Origin of the sequence: Nocardioides marmotae (assembly GCF_013177455.1) — a bacterium.
In the GTDB taxonomy this organism is placed as follows: Bacteria; Actinomycetota; Actinomycetes; order Propionibacteriales; family Nocardioidaceae; genus Nocardioides; species Nocardioides marmotae.
Genome location: NZ_CP053660.1, coordinates 1,214,549 through 1,230,392 on the forward strand (window position 1 = coordinate 1,214,549; position 15,844 = coordinate 1,230,392).

The following is a 15,844-nucleotide window of genomic DNA, read 5'->3' on the forward strand; positions in this document are numbered from 1 at the left end:
CTACCCCGCCGACGGACAGGAACGTCCGTGACTATCCGTCCGTGACTATCCCCTGGGCAGGTAGCGGGCCTCAGACGACGCCGAGGGAGAGCATGGCGTCGGCGACCTGGAGGAACGAGGAGATGTTGGCGCCGGCGACGTAGTTGCCGGGGGCGCCGTACTCGTCGGCGGCGCTGGCGCAGCGCTCGTGGACGCCGACCATGATCTCGCGCAGCCGCTCCTCGGTGTGGGCGAAGGACCAGGAGTCCCGCGAGGCGTTCTGCTGCATCTCCAGCGCGCTGGTGGCCACGCCACCGGCGTTGGCGGCCTTGCCCGGCGCGAAGAGCACGCCCTTGTCCTGGAAGACGCGGGTGGCCTCGGGGGTGCACGGCATGTTCGCGCCCTCGGCGACGACGAGCACGCCGTTGCCGACGAGGGTCCGGGCGGCCTCGCCGTCGAGCTCGTTCTGGGTCGCGCAGGGGAGCGCCACCTCGCAGGGGACGTCCCAGACGCGGCCGCCGGCGACGTACGACGCGCCGGGGCGCTGGTCGGCGTAGGCCGAGAGCCGCGCGCGGTCGACCTCCTTGACCTGCTTGAGCAGGGCGAGGTCGAGGCCGGCCTCGTCGACGACGTACCCCGAGGAGTCCGAGCACGCGACGACCTGCGCGCCGAGGTCGGCGGCCTTCTGTGCGGCGTAGATCGCGACGTTGCCGGAGCCGGAGACGACGACCCGGCGGCCCGACAGCGACCGGCCGGAGGTCTTGAGCATCTCCTCGGTGAAGAAGACGGTGCCGAAGCCGGTGGCCTCGGTGCGCACCTGCGAGCCGCCGTAGGAGAGGCCCTTGCCGGTGAGCACGCCGGACTCGTAGCGGTTGGTGATCCGCTTGTACTGCCCGAAGAGGTAGCCGATCTCGCGGCCGCCGACGCCGATGTCGCCGGCGGGGACGTCGGTGTACTCACCGAGGTGGCGGTAGAGCTCGGTCATCAGCGACTGGCAGAAGCGCATGACCTCGGCGTCGCTGCGGCCCTTGGGGTCGAAGTCCGAGCCGCCCTTGCCGCCGCCGATCGGCATGCCGGTCAGCGCGTTCTTGAAGATCTGCTCGAAGCCGAGGAACTTCACGATCCCGAGGTAGACCGACGGGTGGAAGCGCAGGCCGCCCTTGTAGGGGCCGAGCGCGGAGTTGAACTCCACGCGGAACGCGCGGTTGATCTGGACCCGCCCCTGGTCGTCGGTCCACGGCACGCGGAAGATCAGCTGCCGCTCGGGCTCGCAGAGCCGCTCGATGACGGCCTCGTCGACGTAGTGCTGGTGCTTGCGCACGACCGGGCCGAGCGACTCCAGGACCTCCAGGACCGCCTGGTGGAACTCGCCCTCGCCGGGGTTGCGGGCGAGCACCGTCTCGTAGTGCGGCTGGAGGATGGGGTCCAACATGTCCATGGTCCAAGGGTAGGGAGCGCTCCCGCGGGTCCGGGGACCGGGCACGTTGTCCGCCATGCGGACGCCACCGCCTACCCTGGTTCCGTGCTCACCATCGACCAGGCGACGTACGACGCCATCGTCCGGCACGCCAAGCGCGACCACCCCGACGAGGCCTGCGGCATCGTCGCCGGCCCCGAGGGCAGCGACCGCCCCGAGCGGGTCGTGGAGATGGTGAACGCGGCGGGGAGCCCGACGTTCTACGAGTTCGACTCCACCGAGCTGCTCGAGCTCTACAAGCAGATGTGGGACCGCGACGAGGAGCCGGTGGTGATCTACCACTCCCACACCGCGACCGAGGCCTACCCCAGCCGCACCGACATCGGCCTGGCCAGCGAGCCCGGCGCCCACTACGTGCTCGTGAGCACCCGCGAGCACGGGAATAACGAGGGCCCGGTGGAGTTCAGGTCGTACAGGATCGTGGACGGCGAGGTGACCGAGGAAGAGGTCGCGGTCGTCCCCGAGCTTCCCACCCGCTAGACCCGCACGAGACCCAGCAAGACCCCCGCACCAGCCCCGCACCAGCCCCATCGAGGAGTCCGACGAACCATGGCCATCGAGGTCCGAATCCCGACCATCCTGCGCACCTACACCGACGGCGAGAAGGCCGTGACCGGTGAGGGTGCCAGCCTGAGCGCGCTGATCGACGACCTGGAGGCGAGCCACCCCGGCATCAAGGACCGCCTGATCGACAACGGCGACCTGCGCCGGTTCGTCAACGTCTACATCAACGACGAGGACGTCCGCTTCATCGGCGGCCTCGAGGCCCCGCTCGCCGACGGCGACCAGGTCGTCGTGCTGCCCGCCGTCGCGGGCGGCTGCTGAGCCACGCACCCACGATCGTGCGGCGGCGGTACGGTGCGGGAATGGTTGAGCTGAGCGCCCGATGACCGACCGCCGCACGTTCGTCCTCGTCGACGGCGAGAACATCGACGCGACGCTGGGCAACTCCCTGCTCGGCCGTCGCCCGCTCCCCGAGGAGCGGCCCCGCTGGGAGCGGGTCACGGCGTACGCCGAGCAGCTGTGGGGACAGCCGGTCACCGGCCTGTTCTTCCTCAACGCCTCCAACGGCACGCTGCCGAGCAGCTTCGTCCAGGCCCTCCTGGCCATGGACTACCGGCCGGTCCCGCTGGCCGGGCGCGCCGACGAGAAGGTCGTCGACATCGGCATCCAGCGCACGCTGGACGCGCTGGTCCAGCGCGCCGACGACGTGCTGCTCGTCAGCCACGACGCCGACTTCGCCGAGCACCTCTCCCGGCTGCTCGACCAGAGCGCCTACCAGCGACGCATCGGGCTCGTCGCGCTGCGCGAGTACGCCAGCACGCAGTTCGACCAGCTCGGCATCCGCGTCCACGACCTCGAGGACGACGTGCACGCCTTCAACGTGCCGCTGCCCCGCGTGCGGATCATCCCGCTCGACGAGTTCGACCCCGAGAACTTCCTGCGCTAGGCGGTCGGGCCGCCGAGGATGCCGCGCTCGTACGCCGTCGCCACGGCGGCGGCGCGGTCGGCCACGCCGAGCTTCTCGTAGACGTGGACGAGGTGGGTCTTGACCGTCGCCTCGCTCACGAAGAGCTCCTGGGCGATGGCGCGGTTGGACGTGCCGCGGGCGACCAGCACGAGCACCTCGCGCTCGCGGCTGGTGAGGGCGGTGGTGCGGCTGGGACGACGCAGGTGGGAGGCGAGCCGGCTGGCGACGGCCGGGGAGAGCACGGTCTCCCCGGCCGCGGTCGCGCGCACCGCCTCGAAGAGCCGCTCGGCCGGGGTGTCCTTGAGCAGGTAGCCGGTCGCGCCCGCCTCGATCGCCGCGACGGTCTCGGAGTCGGTGTCGTAGGTCGTGAGCACCAGCACGGCCGCCCGCGTGCCCGAGGCCCGGAGGGCACGTACGGCGTCCACGCCGCCGCCACCGGGCATCCGCAGGTCCATGACCACGACGTCCGGGTCCGTCGCGCGGGCCAGGGCGACCGCCTCGGGTCCGCTGCCCGCCTCGGCCACCACCTCGAAGTCCGGCACGGCGCCGAGCATGCTCCGGACGCCGTCGCGGACGACCGGGTGGTCGTCGGCGACCAGGATCCGGATCACGCCGCCTCCCGGGCCAGGGCGGGCAGGCGCAGGGACACCGCGGTGCCGCCGCCGGGGCACGACTCGAGCGTGAGCGTGCCCGCGAGGCGCGCGGCACGCTGGTGCATGCCGCGCAGGCCGAAGGAGCTCGGCGGGGCGGGCCGGCCGGCGTCGAAGCCGACGCCGTCGTCGCGGACGTCGACCACGACCTCCTCGCCGTCGTAGTCCAGCGTCACGCCGACCCGTCCGGCCCGGGCGTGCTTGGCGACGTTGGCGAGCGACTCCTGGACGATCCGCAGCACCGTCGCCTCGACCTCGGGGTGCAGCGGCCGGACCTCGCCGGTCACGACCAGGTCGGTGCGGGCGGCACGGTCCGGGTCCTGGTCGGCGGCCCAGCAGCGTACGACGGCGTCGATCGCCTCGGGCAGCCCGGCGCCGTGCAGGGGCGCCGGCGCGAGGTCCAGCACCGACCGGCGGGCCTCGGCGAGTGCGCTGCGGGCGAGCTCGGTGGCCCGCCGGATCCGCGCGTCGGGGTCCGCCTCCTGCCCCGCCGCCTGCAGCTGGGTGAGCACGCCGGCCAGCGACTGGGCGATCGTGTCGTGGATCTCGCGGGCCAGCCGCTGCCGCTCCTCCTGCACGCCGGCGACCCGGGCCTGGGCCACCACCGTCTGCTGGAGCGCCTCGTTGCGCAGCAGGGCCTCCTCGAGGCTGGCGTTCAGCCGCTCCAGCTCGGCGATCGCGGCCGCGCGGTCGGTGCTGGTCCGCTCGATCTGGAGCGCGGCGCGCCCCATCGCCGCGGCGAGGCCGAAGTTGAGCGCGAACAGCGCGAGGAAGAAGGCGAGGTGTCCGGTCGGCCCGGTCGGCAGGCCGCCGGACTGGCCGGTGGCCATCGCCGCGGCGGTCGCCGCGAACCCCACCCACACCCATCGGCCCCGCAGGACGTCGGCGGCGTCGGCGAACCCGATCCAGGCGAAGACGCAGAAGAGCGGGTTGAGCGCGGTGAGCGCGAAGGCCAGCGCGGTCCGCAGGGCGAACCGCGCCGGGCCGCCGCCGGCGGTCGGGCCGTACGCCCACCAGGCCAGCAGCGCCGCGGTCGCCGCGGCCAGCCCCAGCTGCGCCGCCAGCCGCGGCCCCGAGGACGTGGCGCCGGTCGCGGGCCCGGTGACCAGGGCGACGACGAGGCTCACGCCGAGCAGCACGAGGGGCAGGTGGCGCAGCCACTGCTGGCCCGCCTGCGCCTCGGCGGTCGCGGAGCTCACGCGCCGTACCCTCTCACTCCCAGCGGAAGGTGCGCACCGCGATCAGCGAGAGCACCCCCGCCCAGACCGCGACGACCAGCAGGTGCCGGACGTCGGGGAAGCCGCCGGACATCGCCTGCGTCATCGCCTCCGTCGCGGCGCCCAGGGGCGTGCCGCCGACGATGTCGCGCAGGGGGCTCGGCAGCGCCTGCACCGGCGCGTAGACCCCGGCGGTGAACATCGAGGGGAAGAAGACGACCATGCCCACGGCCGTGCCCACGCGGGCGTTGGGGGAGACCGCGGTCACGACGGCGCCGAGGGAGAACGACGCCAGGAGGACGAGGACGTAGGCCAGGGCGTAGCCGAGCAGCGAGTCGGGCAGGGCGATGCCGAAGACGATCCGGCCCGTGACGATGGCGATCAGGCTGGAGACCACGACCGCGACGGCGTGCAGCAGCACCTGGGCACCGAGGACCGCCGCCGGTCCGACCGGCGTCGTGCCCAGCCGGCGCAGCACCCCGCTCTCGCGGTAGGCGAAGACGACCGGGGGCATCGTCATGAGCGCCGCTGCGATCATCGAGAACAAGACGACCGTCGGCAGGTAGACGTCGATGGTCCGCAGGCCGCCGAGTGCGTCGTGGGGCTCGCGGAAGCTCGGGATCGCGCCGAGCACGCACAGCAGGGCGACTGGGAAGACCAGGATCCAGAACAGCGAGGCGAGCTCCCGGCCGAAGAGCCGGGTCTCCGTGCGGAGGACGGCACGGGTGGCGGGAGAGATCACGGTGGCGCTCATGCGGGCGTCTCCACCTGGTCGGGAGCGGCGGTGAGGTCGAGGTAGGCGCTGTCGAGGGAGCCGGCGGTCACGTTGAGCCGCGTCGGTACGACGCCGCGGGCGACCAGGTCGGTCACGACCGTGACGGCGGCGTCCTCCGCGCCGGTCACCACGACCAGGCCGCCCTCGGCGCGCACCTCGGTCACCCCGGGCAGGTCGCGCACGGCGTCGAGGTCGATCGGCGTGGACGGCACGAAGGTCATCGTGGTCGCCTCGCCGGCCGCCCGGATCAGGCCCTCAGGGGTGTCGAGCGCCCGGATCCGCCCGCGGTCGATGATCGCGACCCGGTCGCAGAGCGACTGGGCCTCCTCCATCGAGTGGGTGACCAGCAGCACCGTGGTGCCGCCGGCACGCAGATCGCGCACGACCTGCCACACGTCGCGCCGGGCGCGCGGGTCCAGGCCGGTGCTCAGCTCGTCGAGCACCACGACCCGGGGCCGGGCGACCAGGGCCAGCGCGATCGAGAGCCGCTGCTGCTGGCCCCCGCTGAGCGCTCCGAAGCGGCGCCCGAGGTGCTCGGTCAGCCCGAGGCGCTCGGCGACCTCGCGCCACGGCACCGGGTCGTCGTACAGCGCCGACCAGAGCTCGAAGGCCTCCTGGGCGGTGATCTTGGCCTGCAGCCTGCTCTCCTGGAGCTGGATCGAGAGCACCCGGGTCAGCGCGTCGCGCTCGGTCCAGGGGTCGAGGCCGTGGACGCGGATCCGTCCCGCGTCGCCGACCCGCATCCCGGCGACCGCCTCGACGGTGGTGGTCTTGCCGGCGCCGTTGGGGCCGAGGATGCCGAAGACCTCGCCGTGCTCGACGGTGAAGCCGACGTCGGCGACCGCCACCTTCTCGCCGTAGGCCTTGCGGAGCCCGACGACCTCGACGGCCGGCCCCGGGGGAGTGGAGTTCATGGCTCCAGCCAACCGGTCGCGGGCGCCTCGCACATCGATCCACCGGCGCCGGAGCGGATCCACCGATCGGTGGATGTCATGCTGGAACCATGCGCTACGACAGCCTGCTCGCCTCCGTCGGCAACACCCCGCTCGTCGGGCTGCCGAGGCTGTCGCCCTCGCCCGACGTACGCCTGTGGGCCAAGCTCGAGGACCGCAACCCGACCGGCTCGATCAAGGACCGGCCGGCGCTGAAGATGATCGAGGAGGCCGAGAAGGACGGGACGCTGCGGCCCGGCTGCACGATCCTCGAGCCGACCTCGGGCAACACCGGCATCTCCCTGGCGATGGCCGCCAAGCTCAAGGGCTACCGGATCGTGTGCGTGATGCCGGAGAACACCTCCGAGGAGCGTCGCCAGCTGCTGCGGATGTGGGGCGCGGAGATCGTGTCCAGCCCCGCCGCGGGTGGCTCGAACGAGGCCGTGCGGGTGGCCAAGAAGGTCGCCGCCGAGCACCCCGACTGGGTGATGCTCTACCAGTACGGCAACGCCGCGAACGCGCTTGCCCACGAGGAGGGCACCGGCCCCGAGCTGCTGGCCGACCTGCCGAGCATCACCCACTTCGTCGCGGGGCTCGGCACCACCGGCACCCTGATGGGGGTCAGCCGCTACTTCCGCACGGCCAAGCCCGAGGTGCGGATCGTGGCGGCCGAGCCGCGGTACGGCGAGCTGGTCTACGGCCTGCGCAACCTCGACGAGGGCTTCGTGCCCGAGCTGTACGACGCCGACCTGATCGACTCGCGCTTCTCGGTCGGCCCGCGCGACGCCGTACGCCGCGTGCGCGAGCTGCTCGAGCTCGAGGGGATCTTCGCGGGCATCTCGACCGGGGCGATCCTGCACGCCGCGCTCGGCCAGGCCGCGAAGGCCGTGAAGGCGGGCGAGAGCGCCGACATCGCCTTCGTCGTGTGCGACGGCGGCTGGAAGTACCTCTCCACCGGCGCCTACGAGGGCACCATCGACCAGGCGGAGGACCGGCTCGAGGGCCAGCTGTGGGCCTGACCCGGCTGCTCGCCGCGCTGCTCCTCGGGGCCGCGCTGCTGGTCGCCGCCCCCGGCGCGGCGAGCGCCGAGCCGGTGCCGACCGCGCCGCCGGTGGTCAAGGGCGAGCCGGTCTTCGGCCAGCGCCTGGTCGCCGGCGCCGGCCGCTGGGAGGGCGGCACCGACGGGCTGACCCTGACCTACCGGTGGCTGCGGGGCGGGGAGCCCGTGCCCGGCGCCACCGACCGCACCCACGAGCTCGGCCTCGACGACCTCGGCCGCCGGCTGAGCGTGGAGGTCACCGCGACCGATTCGACCGGCGCCGCGACGACCGTGCGCTCGGCCCCCACCGACCGGGTGCGCCGCGCCCCGCTGTGGGTGCGCACGCCCGCGCGGGTCACCGGTGTGGCCCGCTTCGGCCGGGTCGTCCGGGTGGCGCCGGGCGAGGTGCGGCCCCTGGCCACCCGGGTGCGCGTGCGGTGGCTGGTCGCCGGCCGCCCGGTCGCCCGCGAGCGCGGCCTGACCTACCGCCTGCGCCCCGGCGACGTCGGCCGCAGGGTCCGCGCCGAGGTGGTGCACACCGCCCCCGGCCACACCACGCTGCGCCAGCGCACCGCCCCGAGGTCGGTCCGGCACCGGGTCGACGTGCGGCGGACGGTGACGTACTCGGTGCAGACGCGCGGACGGCTCACCACCAGCCTGGCGACGTTCCGCCGGCAGGCGCAGCAGACCTACGAGGACGCCCGTGGCTGGCGCGGCTCCGGCGTCCGGTTCGTGCCGGTCCGGCGCGGCGGGTCGTTCACCCTCGTGCTCGCCGCGGCGGCCGAGGTGCCGCGGTTCAGCCCCGTGTGCAGCGCGCAGTGGAGCTGCCGGGTCGGCCGCTACGTCGTCATCAACCAGGAGCGCTGGAAGCACGCCTCGCCGGCGTGGAACGCCGCCCGCGGCGCGCTGCGCGACTACCGGCACATGGTCGTCAACCACGAGACCGGCCACTGGCTGGGCCGCGGCCACGCCACCTGCGGCGGACGCGGGCAGCCCGCACCGGTCATGCAGCAGCAGTCCAAGGGGCTCGGCGGCTGCCGGTTCAACCCCTGGCCGACCCTCGCCGAGCTGCGCTGACCCGGGCTGACTCGAGCGGTCAGTCCCGGTCGACGACGAGCGGGTCGGTCCGCCCGAGCTCGCTGCCCGGCACCGGCCCGAGCCCCAGCAGGCGGGTCACCACGTTGGCGAGGTCGCCGTTGCGGACCGGCTGCCTGCCGGCGTACGACGTCCGCGAGCGGCCGGGTGCGGAGCGGTCGGGGTTGATCCGGTAGAGGTCCGCGGCCTCGATCCCGCGGCCCCACACCAGGAACGGGACCCGGTAGTCGGCGTACCGCGTGGCGTCGTAGTGCCCGGCGCCGCGACCGCCGTGGTCGGCGGTCAGCACGACCACCACCTCGCGGCGCAGCTCCGCGTCGCCCTCGACCGCACGGACCAGCTTGCCGATGAGCCGGTCGGCGCGGGCGACCGCGTCGAGGTAGGACCGCGACATGAAGCCGTTCGCGTGGCCGGCGACGTCGGGCGTGGCGAGGTGGACGAAGGTGAGCGCGCGGTCCTCGTGGCGCAGGTCGCGCCGGGCCGCCTTGACCAGGGCGAGCGGGTCCTCCTCGTAGGTCAGCGCGTCGACGCCGCGCGGCCAGGACCGCTCGAACAGCGTGAACTTCTCCTTGCCGGTGAAGACCACCGACTCGCCGGACGCGGCGCGCACCACGCTGAAGACCGAGGCGACCGCGTGGCCGGCGGCGCGCTGCACGGTGGTGCCGGGGCGGTGGGTGTTCCAGGTGACGCCGTGGCCGCCCTTGGCCGCGTCGATCCGGCGCCCGGTGACCATCCCGGTGTGGTTGGGCAGGGTGAGGGTCAGCTCGCGCGCGGTGCGGGCGTTGCGGGTCGAGGCGCCCTGGGCCAGCAGCCGGTGCAGGACCGGCGTGCGCTGCTCGCCCAGCCGCGCCAGCGCGGCGGGGTTGAGCCCGTCGACGGAGATCGCCAGGACCCGTCGGTCCTCGGGGACGACCCGGCGCCCCGCCTCGCCCGCGGGCACCGTGGCGGCGGCCGTCCGCGGGGGCCCGTCGCACGGCGCGGTGCCGGCGAGGACGGGGGTGGCGGAGAGCGGGAGCAGGGCGGCGACGGCGGCTGCCACGACGGAGGTACGGCGCACCCGACCACGCTAGCCCCGGGCCGGGCGAGCGCCGGCGATCCGCGCTCGGACGTGACGCTGCTCAAGAGTCCGTGCCAACGGGCCCGGATGCGCTTACCGTTGCGACCGTGCCGCGCCCCTCCCGCCCCGTCGCCGATCCCGGCGCAGGGGTCAGGGGCCGCGGTGGTCTCGGGGGAGGTACGGCGTGAGGGTCACGGTCATCGGTTGCTCCGGCTCCTATCCGGGGCCCACGTCGCCGGCCAGCTGCTACCTGCTCGAGGCCGAGCACGACGACGGTACGGGCGCGCGGACCTGGCGGGTGCTGGTCGACCTCGGCAACGGGGCGCTCGGCCCGCTGCACACCTACGCCGACCCGCTGGCGATCGACGCGGTGCTGCTGAGCCACCTGCACGCCGACCACTGCCTCGACCTCTGCGGCTACCACGTGCTGCGTCGCTACCACCCCTCCGGCCCGCAGCCGCGGATCCCGGTGCACGGCCCCGAGGGGACCGCCGACCGGATGGCGCGCGCCTACGACCTCCCGCTGGACCCCGGCATGCGCGAGGAGTTCGACTTCCGGGAGTGGGACGGCCCGGTCCGCATCGGTCCCTTCGCCGTCGACCCGGTGCCCGTCGACCATCCGGTGCCTGCGTTCGGCCTGCGGATCGAGGCCGACGGCGCGGTGCTCGCCTACAGCGGCGACACCGGCCCGTGCGCCGGCCTGGACCGGGTCGCCACCGACGCCGACCTCTTCCTCGCCGAGGCCTCCTTCGAGGAGGGCGGCGACAACCCGCCCTCGCTGCACCTGACCGGCAAGGACTGCGGCACGACCGCCACCCGGGCCCACGCCCGGCGCCTCGTGCTCACCCACGTGCCGCCCTGGCACGACCCGGCGGTCGTGCTGGCCGAGGCGCGGGCGGTCTACGACGGCCCGGTCGAGCTGGCCCGGCCCGGCGCGGTCTACGAGCTCGGCGCCCGGCCGAGCGAGCCGGCCCGGTCGACGGACCGGCCCGCCCAGCGCGCCTGAGCCAGCCGGACCCCGGGAGCCCCGGGATCTCCGGGAGCTCCGGGACCCCGCCGGGGTCAGACCAGCCCGGCGTCGTGCACGCACATCGCGATCTGCACGCGGTTGGTCACGACCAGCTTCTCGAAGAGCCGGGAGACGTGCGCCTTGACCGTCGGCACGGACAGGTGCAGCTCGCGGGCGACCTCGGCGTTGCTCAGCCCCCGGCCCACGGCCAGGGCGACCTCGCGCTCCCGGTCGGTGAGCAGCGCGAGCCGGGCCTCGGCGCGGGCCGCGCGGTCGTCGGCCGGCTCGGCCTGGGCGGCGCGCAGCCGGTCGATGAGGGTCCGGGTCACCGAGGGGGAGAGCATCGGCTCGCCCTCGGCGACCTTGCGCAGCGCCTCGACGATCTGCGCCGGCGCGGTGTCCTTGAGCAGGAACCCGTCGGCCCCGGCCGCGAGCGCCTCGACCACGTGCTCGTCGGCGTCGAACGTCGTCAGCACGATCACCCGCGGCGGGTCCGGCAGCCGGTGCAGCCGGCGGGTGGCCTCGAGCCCGTCGAGCACCGGCATCCGGATGTCCATCAGCACGATGTCGGGCCGCAGCCGGTCCACGAGCAGCACGCCCTCGCGTCCGTCGCCGGCCTCGCCGACCACCTCGAGGTCGGCCTGCCCGCCGAGCATCAGCGTCAGCGCCGACCGCACGATCGGGTCGTCGTCGACCACCAGCACCCGCACGGTGCCTCCCTCCTCGCTCATGCCGCCCACGGCAGCCACCCGTGCAGCACGAACATGCCCGCGTCACGACGGTGCTCGAGCCGGCCGCCGCGCAGCTCGGCGCGCTCGGAGAGCCCGACCAGCCCGAGCCCGGCGCCGGGCGTGACGCCGACCCCGAAGCCGAGCGGGTTGCGCAGCCGCACGTCGAGGCCGTCGTCGGGGGAGCCGGTCAGCTCGACGAGCAGATGGGCGCCCGGGGCGTGCTTGCGGGCGTTGGTGATCCCCTCCTGCACGATCCGGTAGACGGTGCGACCGACGACCTCGGGCACCGGGCCCGCCGAGCGGTCGACCCGGTCGACGTAGTCGACGTTGAGCCCCGCCGCCGTCGCCTCGGCCACCAGCCGCGGGACGTCGTCGTACGTCGGCTGGGGCGCGTGCACGACCGCGCCGGTGTCCTCGTCGCGCAGCACCCCGAGCACCCCGCGCAGGTCGGTCAGCGCCTCGTGGGCCTTGTCGCGGATCACCGCCGCGCTGGCCCGCATCTCCTCCGCGGTGAGGTCCTCGCGGAAGCCCAGCGCGCCGGCGTGCAGCGAGATCTGGGAGATCCGGTGGGCGAGCACGTCGTGCATCTCCCGGGCGATCCGCGCGCGCTCGGTGGCGCGGGCCCGGTCGATACGCAGCTCCTGCTCGGCCTCGGCGCGCTCGGCGCGCTGCCGCAGGGTCGAGACCAGCTCGCGGCGCGAGCCGAGGTACATGCCCCACCCCACGCACGCCGCCAGCACGATGACGTTGAGGAAGCTCAGCAGCCACAGCGGTTCCTCGCCGCCGCCGGGCTGGGTCAGGGTGAAGACCTGCGCGCCGGCGAGGCCGACCACGAACACCACGACCAGCTGCTGCCAACGGCGCCCGGTCGCGACCGAGACCGTCGCGAGGGTCGCCGGGCCCGCGGCGGTGCCCGACACCGCGGCGAACGCGCTGATGACCAGGGCGATGGGGAGCGGCCACCGGCGCCGGTGGTGGACGACCACGAGCGAGACCGCGCCGAGGGCGAGGTCGAGCCACAGCAGCCACCGGGCCTGGTCGCCGGCGATCGGCAGCCACACGATCGCGCTGATCACGAGCACGGCGAGCAGCCGCCAGGTGCGCCCCCAAGGCGTCGGCGGCGGCTGGTGCTCGACGGGGGAGGGGCGGTCCACGGGCCCAGGCTAGGGCGCCCCGAGGCGGCCCCGGCAGCCTGCGCCCGTCGGTCCCGCCCCCTACTTAGGTCATCGCCCTCCCCGCCGCGCGTCCCCTGCGGAGGACTCACCTCTTCGGGCAGGGTGGACCCATGATCAAGGTCGACCGACTGACCAGGACGTACGGCGGGTTCACCGCCGTCGACGACGTGAGCTTCACCTGCCAACCCGGCCGCGTGACCGGCTTCCTCGGGCCCAACGGCGCGGGCAAGACGACCACGATGCGGATCATGGTGGGGCTGACCCCGCCCAGCAGCGGGAGCACGACGATCGGCGGGCTGGACTACCACGACATCCCCAACCCCGGGCGCCACGTGGGCGTGCTGCTCGACGCCGGCGCCCAGCACGCCGGCCGCACCGGCCGAGAGATCCTCACCCTCGGCGCGAAGACGATGGGCCTGCCCCTGTCCCGCGTCGACGAGATGCTGGCCCTGGTCTCGCTCAGCGAGGCCGAGTCCAAGCGCCGGATGCGCAACTACTCCCTCGGCATGAAGCAGCGCCTCGGCATCGCCCACGCGCTGCTCGGCGACCCGTCGGTCCTCATCCTCGACGAGCCGGCCAACGGCCTCGACCCGGCCGGCATCCGCTGGATGCGTGACCTGCTCAAGGGCTACGCCGACCGCGGCGGCACCGTGCTGCTCTCCAGCCACCTGCTCAACGAGGTCGAGCTCGTCGCCGACGAGCTGATCCTCATCGGCCGCGGCAAGATCGTCGCCCAGGGCGACAAGGCGTCGCTGCTCGCCCAGTCCGGCCCCGCCGCCTCGCTGGTCACCTCCCTCGACAACGACGTACTGGCCCGCGCCCTGCAGGCCAAGGGGTACGCCGCCACGCCCGCCGGGTCGGGCCTGCGCGTCGACGCCGACCCGGTCGAGGTCGGCCGGGCCGCCCTCGAGGCCGGCGTCGTGCTGACCGACCTGCGCAGCGGCAAGAGGGGGCTGGAGGACCTCTTCCTCGAGCTGACCTCCAGCACCCAGCGCGAGGGTCACCCCGCCGACGCGACGCAGCTCCAGGAAGGAGCCCAGGCATGAGCACCACCACTGGTCACCCGATGACCCTCGACGTCGCCGGCACCCCGAAGGTGCCGTTCACCCGGCTGGTCGGGGTCGAGCTGCGCAAGATCTACGACACCCGCGCCGGCCGCTGGCTGCTCGGGGCGATCGTCCTCATCACCGCGGCGATCATGACGATCTTCTTCTTCGCCGCCGACGCCCGCGACCGCACGTTCGAGAACTTCATCTCCATCGCGGCCACCCCGCAGGGGTTCCTGCTGCCGGTGCTCGGCATCCTGCTGGTCACCAGCGAGTGGAGCCAGCGCACGGCGATGGTCACCTTCGCGCTCGAGCCGTCCCGGACCAAGGTGGTCGCGGCCAAGTCCGCTGCCGCCCTGGTCTTCGGCGTGCTGGCCTTCATCGCCGCGATCGTGGCCGCCGCCGTGTGCAGCCTGGTCGGCGGTGCCGAGGACGGGTTCTCCGACGTGCAGACGCAGCTGTTCGTCCTCTTCTTCGCCCTCCAGCTGCTCACCCTGCTGCAGGGCCTCGCCTACGGCCTGCTGCTGCTCAACACCCCGGCCGCGATCGTCACCTTCTTCGTGCTGCCCATCGCCTCAAGCATCGTCTTCAGCCTGGTCTCGGCGCTCGAGGACCTCGCGCCGTGGCTGGACCTCTCCACCGCCCAGACGCCGCTGTTCAACGGCTTCACCGGCGCCTCGATCACCGGCGAGGAGTACGCCCAGCTCGGCACCACCACGTTGATCTGGATCATCATCCCGTTCGTCCTGGGCTGGATCCGCGTGCTGCGCGCCGAGGTCAAGTAGCCCCCGACCGCCCCGGCTCACCGACGTCGGCCCGGCCCTCTAGCGTGGTCCCCATGACACGCGAAGACGGCCGGGCCGACGACGAGCTGCGCCCCATCACGATCACCCGCAACTGGCTCGACCACGCCGCGGGATCGGTCCTGGTCGAGTTCGGCCGGACCCGCGTGCTGTGCGCCGCCTCCGCCTCCGAGGGCGTGCCGCGCTGGCGCAAGGGCTCCGGCCTGGGCTGGGTCACCGCGGAGTACGCCATGCTCCCGGCCGCCACCAACACCCGATCGGACCGCGAGTCGGTCAAGGGCCGCATCGGCGGCCGCACCCACGAGATCAGCCGGCTCATCGGCCGCTCCCTCCGCGCGGTCATCGACTACCAGGCGCTCGGGGAGAACACCATCGTCCTGGACTGCGACGTCCTCCAGGCCGACGGCGGCACGCGCACTGCGGCGATCACCGGCGCGTACGTCGCGCTGGCCGACGCCGTCGCCTCGCTGAAGGCCTCCGGGGCGCTCGCCGCCTCCGCCCAGCCGCTCACCGGCTCGGTCGCCGCGGTCAGCGTCGGCATCATCGACGGGGTCCCGCGCCTGGACCTGCCCTACGTCGAGGACGTCCGCGCCGAGACCGACATGAACGTCGTGATGACCGGCGACGGCAAGTTCGTCGAGGTGCAGGGCACCGCCGAGGGCGCCGCCTTCGACCGCAGCGAGCTCGACGCGCTGCTCGCGCTGGCCGAGAAGGGCTGCGCGGACCTCACCCGACTCCAGGGGGAGGCGCTGGCCCGGTGAGGGTCTTCCTGGCCTCGCGCAACGCCAAGAAGCTCGCCGAGATGGAGCGGATCCTGCGCGAGCACGCCCCGGACGTCGAGGTCGTCGGCCTCGACGACGTGGCGGCGTACGACGAGCCCGTCGAGGACCAGCCGACCTTCGAGGGCAACGCGCTGCTCAAGGCGCGCGCCGGGGCGGCCGCCACCGGCCTGCCCTCGCTCGCCGACGACTCGGGTCTCTGCGTCGACGCGCTGAACGGCATGCCCGGCGTGCTCTCGGCGCGCTGGTCGGGCCGGCCCAAGGACGACACCCGCAACAACACCCTGCTGCTCGAGCAGCTCGAGGACGTCCCCGACGAGCGGCGTACCGCCCACTTCGCCTGCGCGGTCGCCTTCGCCCACCCCGACGGCACCGAGCTGGTGGTCCACGGCCGGATGGACGGGCGGGTCATCCGCGCGACGCGGGGGAGCGGTGGCTTCGGGTACGACGTGCTCTTCGTCGCCGACGAGCACCTCGCCGACGGGCTGACCTCCGCCGAGCTCGGCCCGGAGGAGAAGGACCGGATCTCCCACCGAGGCCGCGCGCTGCGCGAGATCGCGCCGCTGGTCGCCCGCGCGCTGGCCTGATCTCGGCTCCCGGCGTCCAGCT

General features: G+C 74.0%; 18 protein-coding genes. 10 read left to right on the forward strand and 8 right to left on the reverse strand.

Features of this window, described 5'->3' with window-relative positions; genetic code table 11:
- Nucleotides 1-70 precede the first annotated feature (70 nt).
- The gene (gene gdhA / locus HPC71_RS05835; protein WP_154616719.1) at nt 71-1,417 is read right to left on the reverse strand and encodes an NADP-specific glutamate dehydrogenase; all 1,347 of its coding nucleotides are present in this window, start codon (nt 1,415-1,417) and stop codon (nt 71-73) included.
- A gap of 84 nt (nt 1,418-1,501) precedes the next feature.
- Between gdhA and HPC71_RS05840 the strand changes: the two genes are divergently transcribed.
- The 3 genes from HPC71_RS05840 (at nt 1,502) to HPC71_RS05850 (ending at nt 2,906) form a co-directional block, all read left to right on the forward strand.
- Nucleotides 1,502-1,936 (forward strand): M67 family metallopeptidase, encoded by a 435-nt coding sequence (locus tag HPC71_RS05840; RefSeq protein WP_171896292.1) that lies wholly within the window; start codon nt 1,502-1,504, stop codon nt 1,934-1,936.
- A 69-nt stretch (nt 1,937-2,005) separates the two neighbouring features.
- On the forward strand, nt 2,006-2,281 hold the full coding sequence (locus tag HPC71_RS05845; protein ID WP_154616718.1) for a MoaD/ThiS family protein: 276 nt from the start codon (nt 2,006-2,008) through the stop codon (nt 2,279-2,281).
- Nucleotides 2,282-2,342: 61 nt separating this feature from the next.
- On the forward strand, nt 2,343-2,906 hold the full coding sequence (locus HPC71_RS05850; RefSeq protein ID WP_154616717.1) for an NYN domain-containing protein: 564 nt from the start codon (nt 2,343-2,345) through the stop codon (nt 2,904-2,906).
- Here HPC71_RS05850 and HPC71_RS05855 read toward each other — a convergent pair.
- The 4 genes from HPC71_RS05855 to HPC71_RS05870 are packed head-to-tail and all read right to left on the reverse strand — an operon-like array spanning nt 2,903 to nt 6,483.
- Nucleotides 2,903-3,538 carry a response regulator gene (locus HPC71_RS05855; RefSeq protein ID WP_216656559.1) on the reverse strand — a complete coding sequence of 212 codons (636 nt, stop codon included), beginning with the start codon at nt 3,536-3,538 and terminating at the stop codon, nt 2,903-2,905. The two genes, HPC71_RS05850 and HPC71_RS05855, sit on opposite strands and share 4 nt — an antisense overlap.
- Nucleotides 3,535-4,776, reverse strand: coding sequence for a sensor histidine kinase (locus HPC71_RS05860; protein ID WP_154616716.1), 1,242 nt, complete (start codon nt 4,774-4,776; stop codon nt 3,535-3,537). Before HPC71_RS05860 ends, HPC71_RS05855 begins: the two co-directional genes overlap by 4 nt.
- 13 nt (nt 4,777-4,789) lie before the next feature.
- Nucleotides 4,790-5,548, reverse strand: a complete 759-nt coding sequence (locus HPC71_RS05865; protein WP_154616715.1) for an ABC transporter permease — start codon at nt 5,546-5,548, stop codon at nt 4,790-4,792.
- Nucleotides 5,545-6,483, reverse strand: a complete 939-nt coding sequence (locus HPC71_RS05870; RefSeq protein ID WP_154616714.1) for an ABC transporter ATP-binding protein — start codon at nt 6,481-6,483, stop codon at nt 5,545-5,547. The genes HPC71_RS05865 and HPC71_RS05870 overlap by 4 nt, the downstream gene beginning before the upstream one ends.
- An 89-nt stretch (nt 6,484-6,572) precedes the next feature.
- Here HPC71_RS05870 and HPC71_RS05875 point away from each other — a divergent pair, with 89 nt between their 5' ends.
- Nucleotides 6,573-7,520, forward strand: coding sequence for a PLP-dependent cysteine synthase family protein (locus HPC71_RS05875; RefSeq protein WP_154616713.1), 948 nt, complete (start codon nt 6,573-6,575; stop codon nt 7,518-7,520).
- A complete protein-coding gene (locus tag HPC71_RS05880; RefSeq protein WP_154616712.1) occupies nt 7,511-8,617 on the forward strand; it encodes a DUF3152 domain-containing protein in 1,107 nt (368 codons plus the stop codon). The genes HPC71_RS05875 and HPC71_RS05880 overlap by 10 nt, the downstream gene beginning before the upstream one ends.
- 19 nt (nt 8,618-8,636) lie before the next feature.
- Here HPC71_RS05880 and HPC71_RS05885 read toward each other — a convergent pair whose 3' ends face one another.
- A complete protein-coding gene (locus HPC71_RS05885) occupies nt 8,637-9,692 on the reverse strand; it encodes an alkaline phosphatase family protein (RefSeq protein WP_154616711.1) in 1,056 nt (351 codons plus the stop codon).
- 184 nt (nt 9,693-9,876) lie between these two features.
- On the opposite strand from HPC71_RS05885, the gene HPC71_RS05890 reads away from it, so the two are divergent.
- Entirely contained in the window at nt 9,877-10,698 is an 822-nt protein-coding gene (locus tag HPC71_RS05890; RefSeq protein ID WP_171896294.1) for an MBL fold metallo-hydrolase, read from the forward strand.
- Nucleotides 10,699-10,754: 56 nt separating this feature from the next.
- Here the strand turns inward: HPC71_RS05890 and HPC71_RS05895 are convergent, their stop codons facing one another.
- The gene (locus HPC71_RS05895; RefSeq protein ID WP_154616710.1) at nt 10,755-11,432 is read right to left on the reverse strand and encodes a response regulator; all 678 of its coding nucleotides are present in this window, start codon (nt 11,430-11,432) and stop codon (nt 10,755-10,757) included.
- Nucleotides 11,429-12,586 (reverse strand): sensor histidine kinase, encoded by a 1,158-nt coding sequence (locus HPC71_RS05900; RefSeq protein ID WP_171896296.1) that lies wholly within the window; start codon nt 12,584-12,586, stop codon nt 11,429-11,431. Before HPC71_RS05900 ends, HPC71_RS05895 begins: the two co-directional genes overlap by 4 nt.
- Before the next feature lie 131 nt (nt 12,587-12,717).
- On the opposite strand from HPC71_RS05900, the gene HPC71_RS05905 reads away from it, so the two are divergent.
- The 4 genes from HPC71_RS05905 to rdgB are packed head-to-tail and all read left to right on the forward strand — an operon-like array spanning nt 12,718 to nt 15,822.
- Nucleotides 12,718-13,653 (forward strand): ABC transporter ATP-binding protein, encoded by a 936-nt coding sequence (locus tag HPC71_RS05905; protein WP_154616709.1) that lies wholly within the window; start codon nt 12,718-12,720, stop codon nt 13,651-13,653.
- Nucleotides 13,650-14,438 (forward strand): ABC transporter permease, encoded by a 789-nt coding sequence (locus HPC71_RS05910; protein ID WP_154616708.1) that lies wholly within the window; start codon nt 13,650-13,652, stop codon nt 14,436-14,438. The genes HPC71_RS05905 and HPC71_RS05910 overlap by 4 nt, the downstream gene beginning before the upstream one ends.
- Before the next feature lie 53 nt (nt 14,439-14,491).
- A complete protein-coding gene (gene rph / locus HPC71_RS05915; RefSeq protein ID WP_154616707.1) occupies nt 14,492-15,217 on the forward strand; it encodes a ribonuclease PH in 726 nt (241 codons plus the stop codon).
- A complete protein-coding gene (gene rdgB, locus HPC71_RS05920; RefSeq protein WP_257866249.1) occupies nt 15,214-15,822 on the forward strand; it encodes an RdgB/HAM1 family non-canonical purine NTP pyrophosphatase in 609 nt (202 codons plus the stop codon). Before rph ends, rdgB begins: the two co-directional genes overlap by 4 nt.
- The last annotated feature ends 22 nt before the right edge of the window (nt 15,823-15,844 follow it).

Excerpts from the sequence above, each read along its gene's own strand:
- gdhA (WP_154616719.1), bottom strand. The coding sequence starts at position 1,417 with ATGGACATGTTGGACCCCATCCTCCAGCCGCACTACGAGACGGTGCTC.
- HPC71_RS05845 (WP_154616718.1), top strand. The coding sequence starts at position 2,006 with ATGGCCATCGAGGTCCGAATCCCGACCATCCTGCGCACCTACACCGAC.
- HPC71_RS05850 (WP_154616717.1), top strand. The coding sequence starts at position 2,343 with ATGACCGACCGCCGCACGTTCGTCCTCGTCGACGGCGAGAACATCGAC.
- HPC71_RS05865 (WP_154616715.1), bottom strand. The coding sequence starts at position 5,548 with ATGAGCGCCACCGTGATCTCTCCCGCCACCCGTGCCGTCCTCCGCACG.
- HPC71_RS05870 (WP_154616714.1), bottom strand. The coding sequence starts at position 6,483 with ATGAACTCCACTCCCCCGGGGCCGGCCGTCGAGGTCGTCGGGCTCCGC.
- HPC71_RS05875 (WP_154616713.1), top strand. The coding sequence starts at position 6,573 with ATGCGCTACGACAGCCTGCTCGCCTCCGTCGGCAACACCCCGCTCGTC.
- HPC71_RS05895 (WP_154616710.1), bottom strand. The coding sequence starts at position 11,432 with ATGAGCGAGGAGGGAGGCACCGTGCGGGTGCTGGTGGTCGACGACGAC.
- HPC71_RS05905 (WP_154616709.1), top strand. The coding sequence starts at position 12,718 with ATGATCAAGGTCGACCGACTGACCAGGACGTACGGCGGGTTCACCGCC.
- HPC71_RS05910 (WP_154616708.1), top strand. The coding sequence starts at position 13,650 with ATGAGCACCACCACTGGTCACCCGATGACCCTCGACGTCGCCGGCACC.
- rph (WP_154616707.1), top strand. The coding sequence starts at position 14,492 with ATGACACGCGAAGACGGCCGGGCCGACGACGAGCTGCGCCCCATCACG.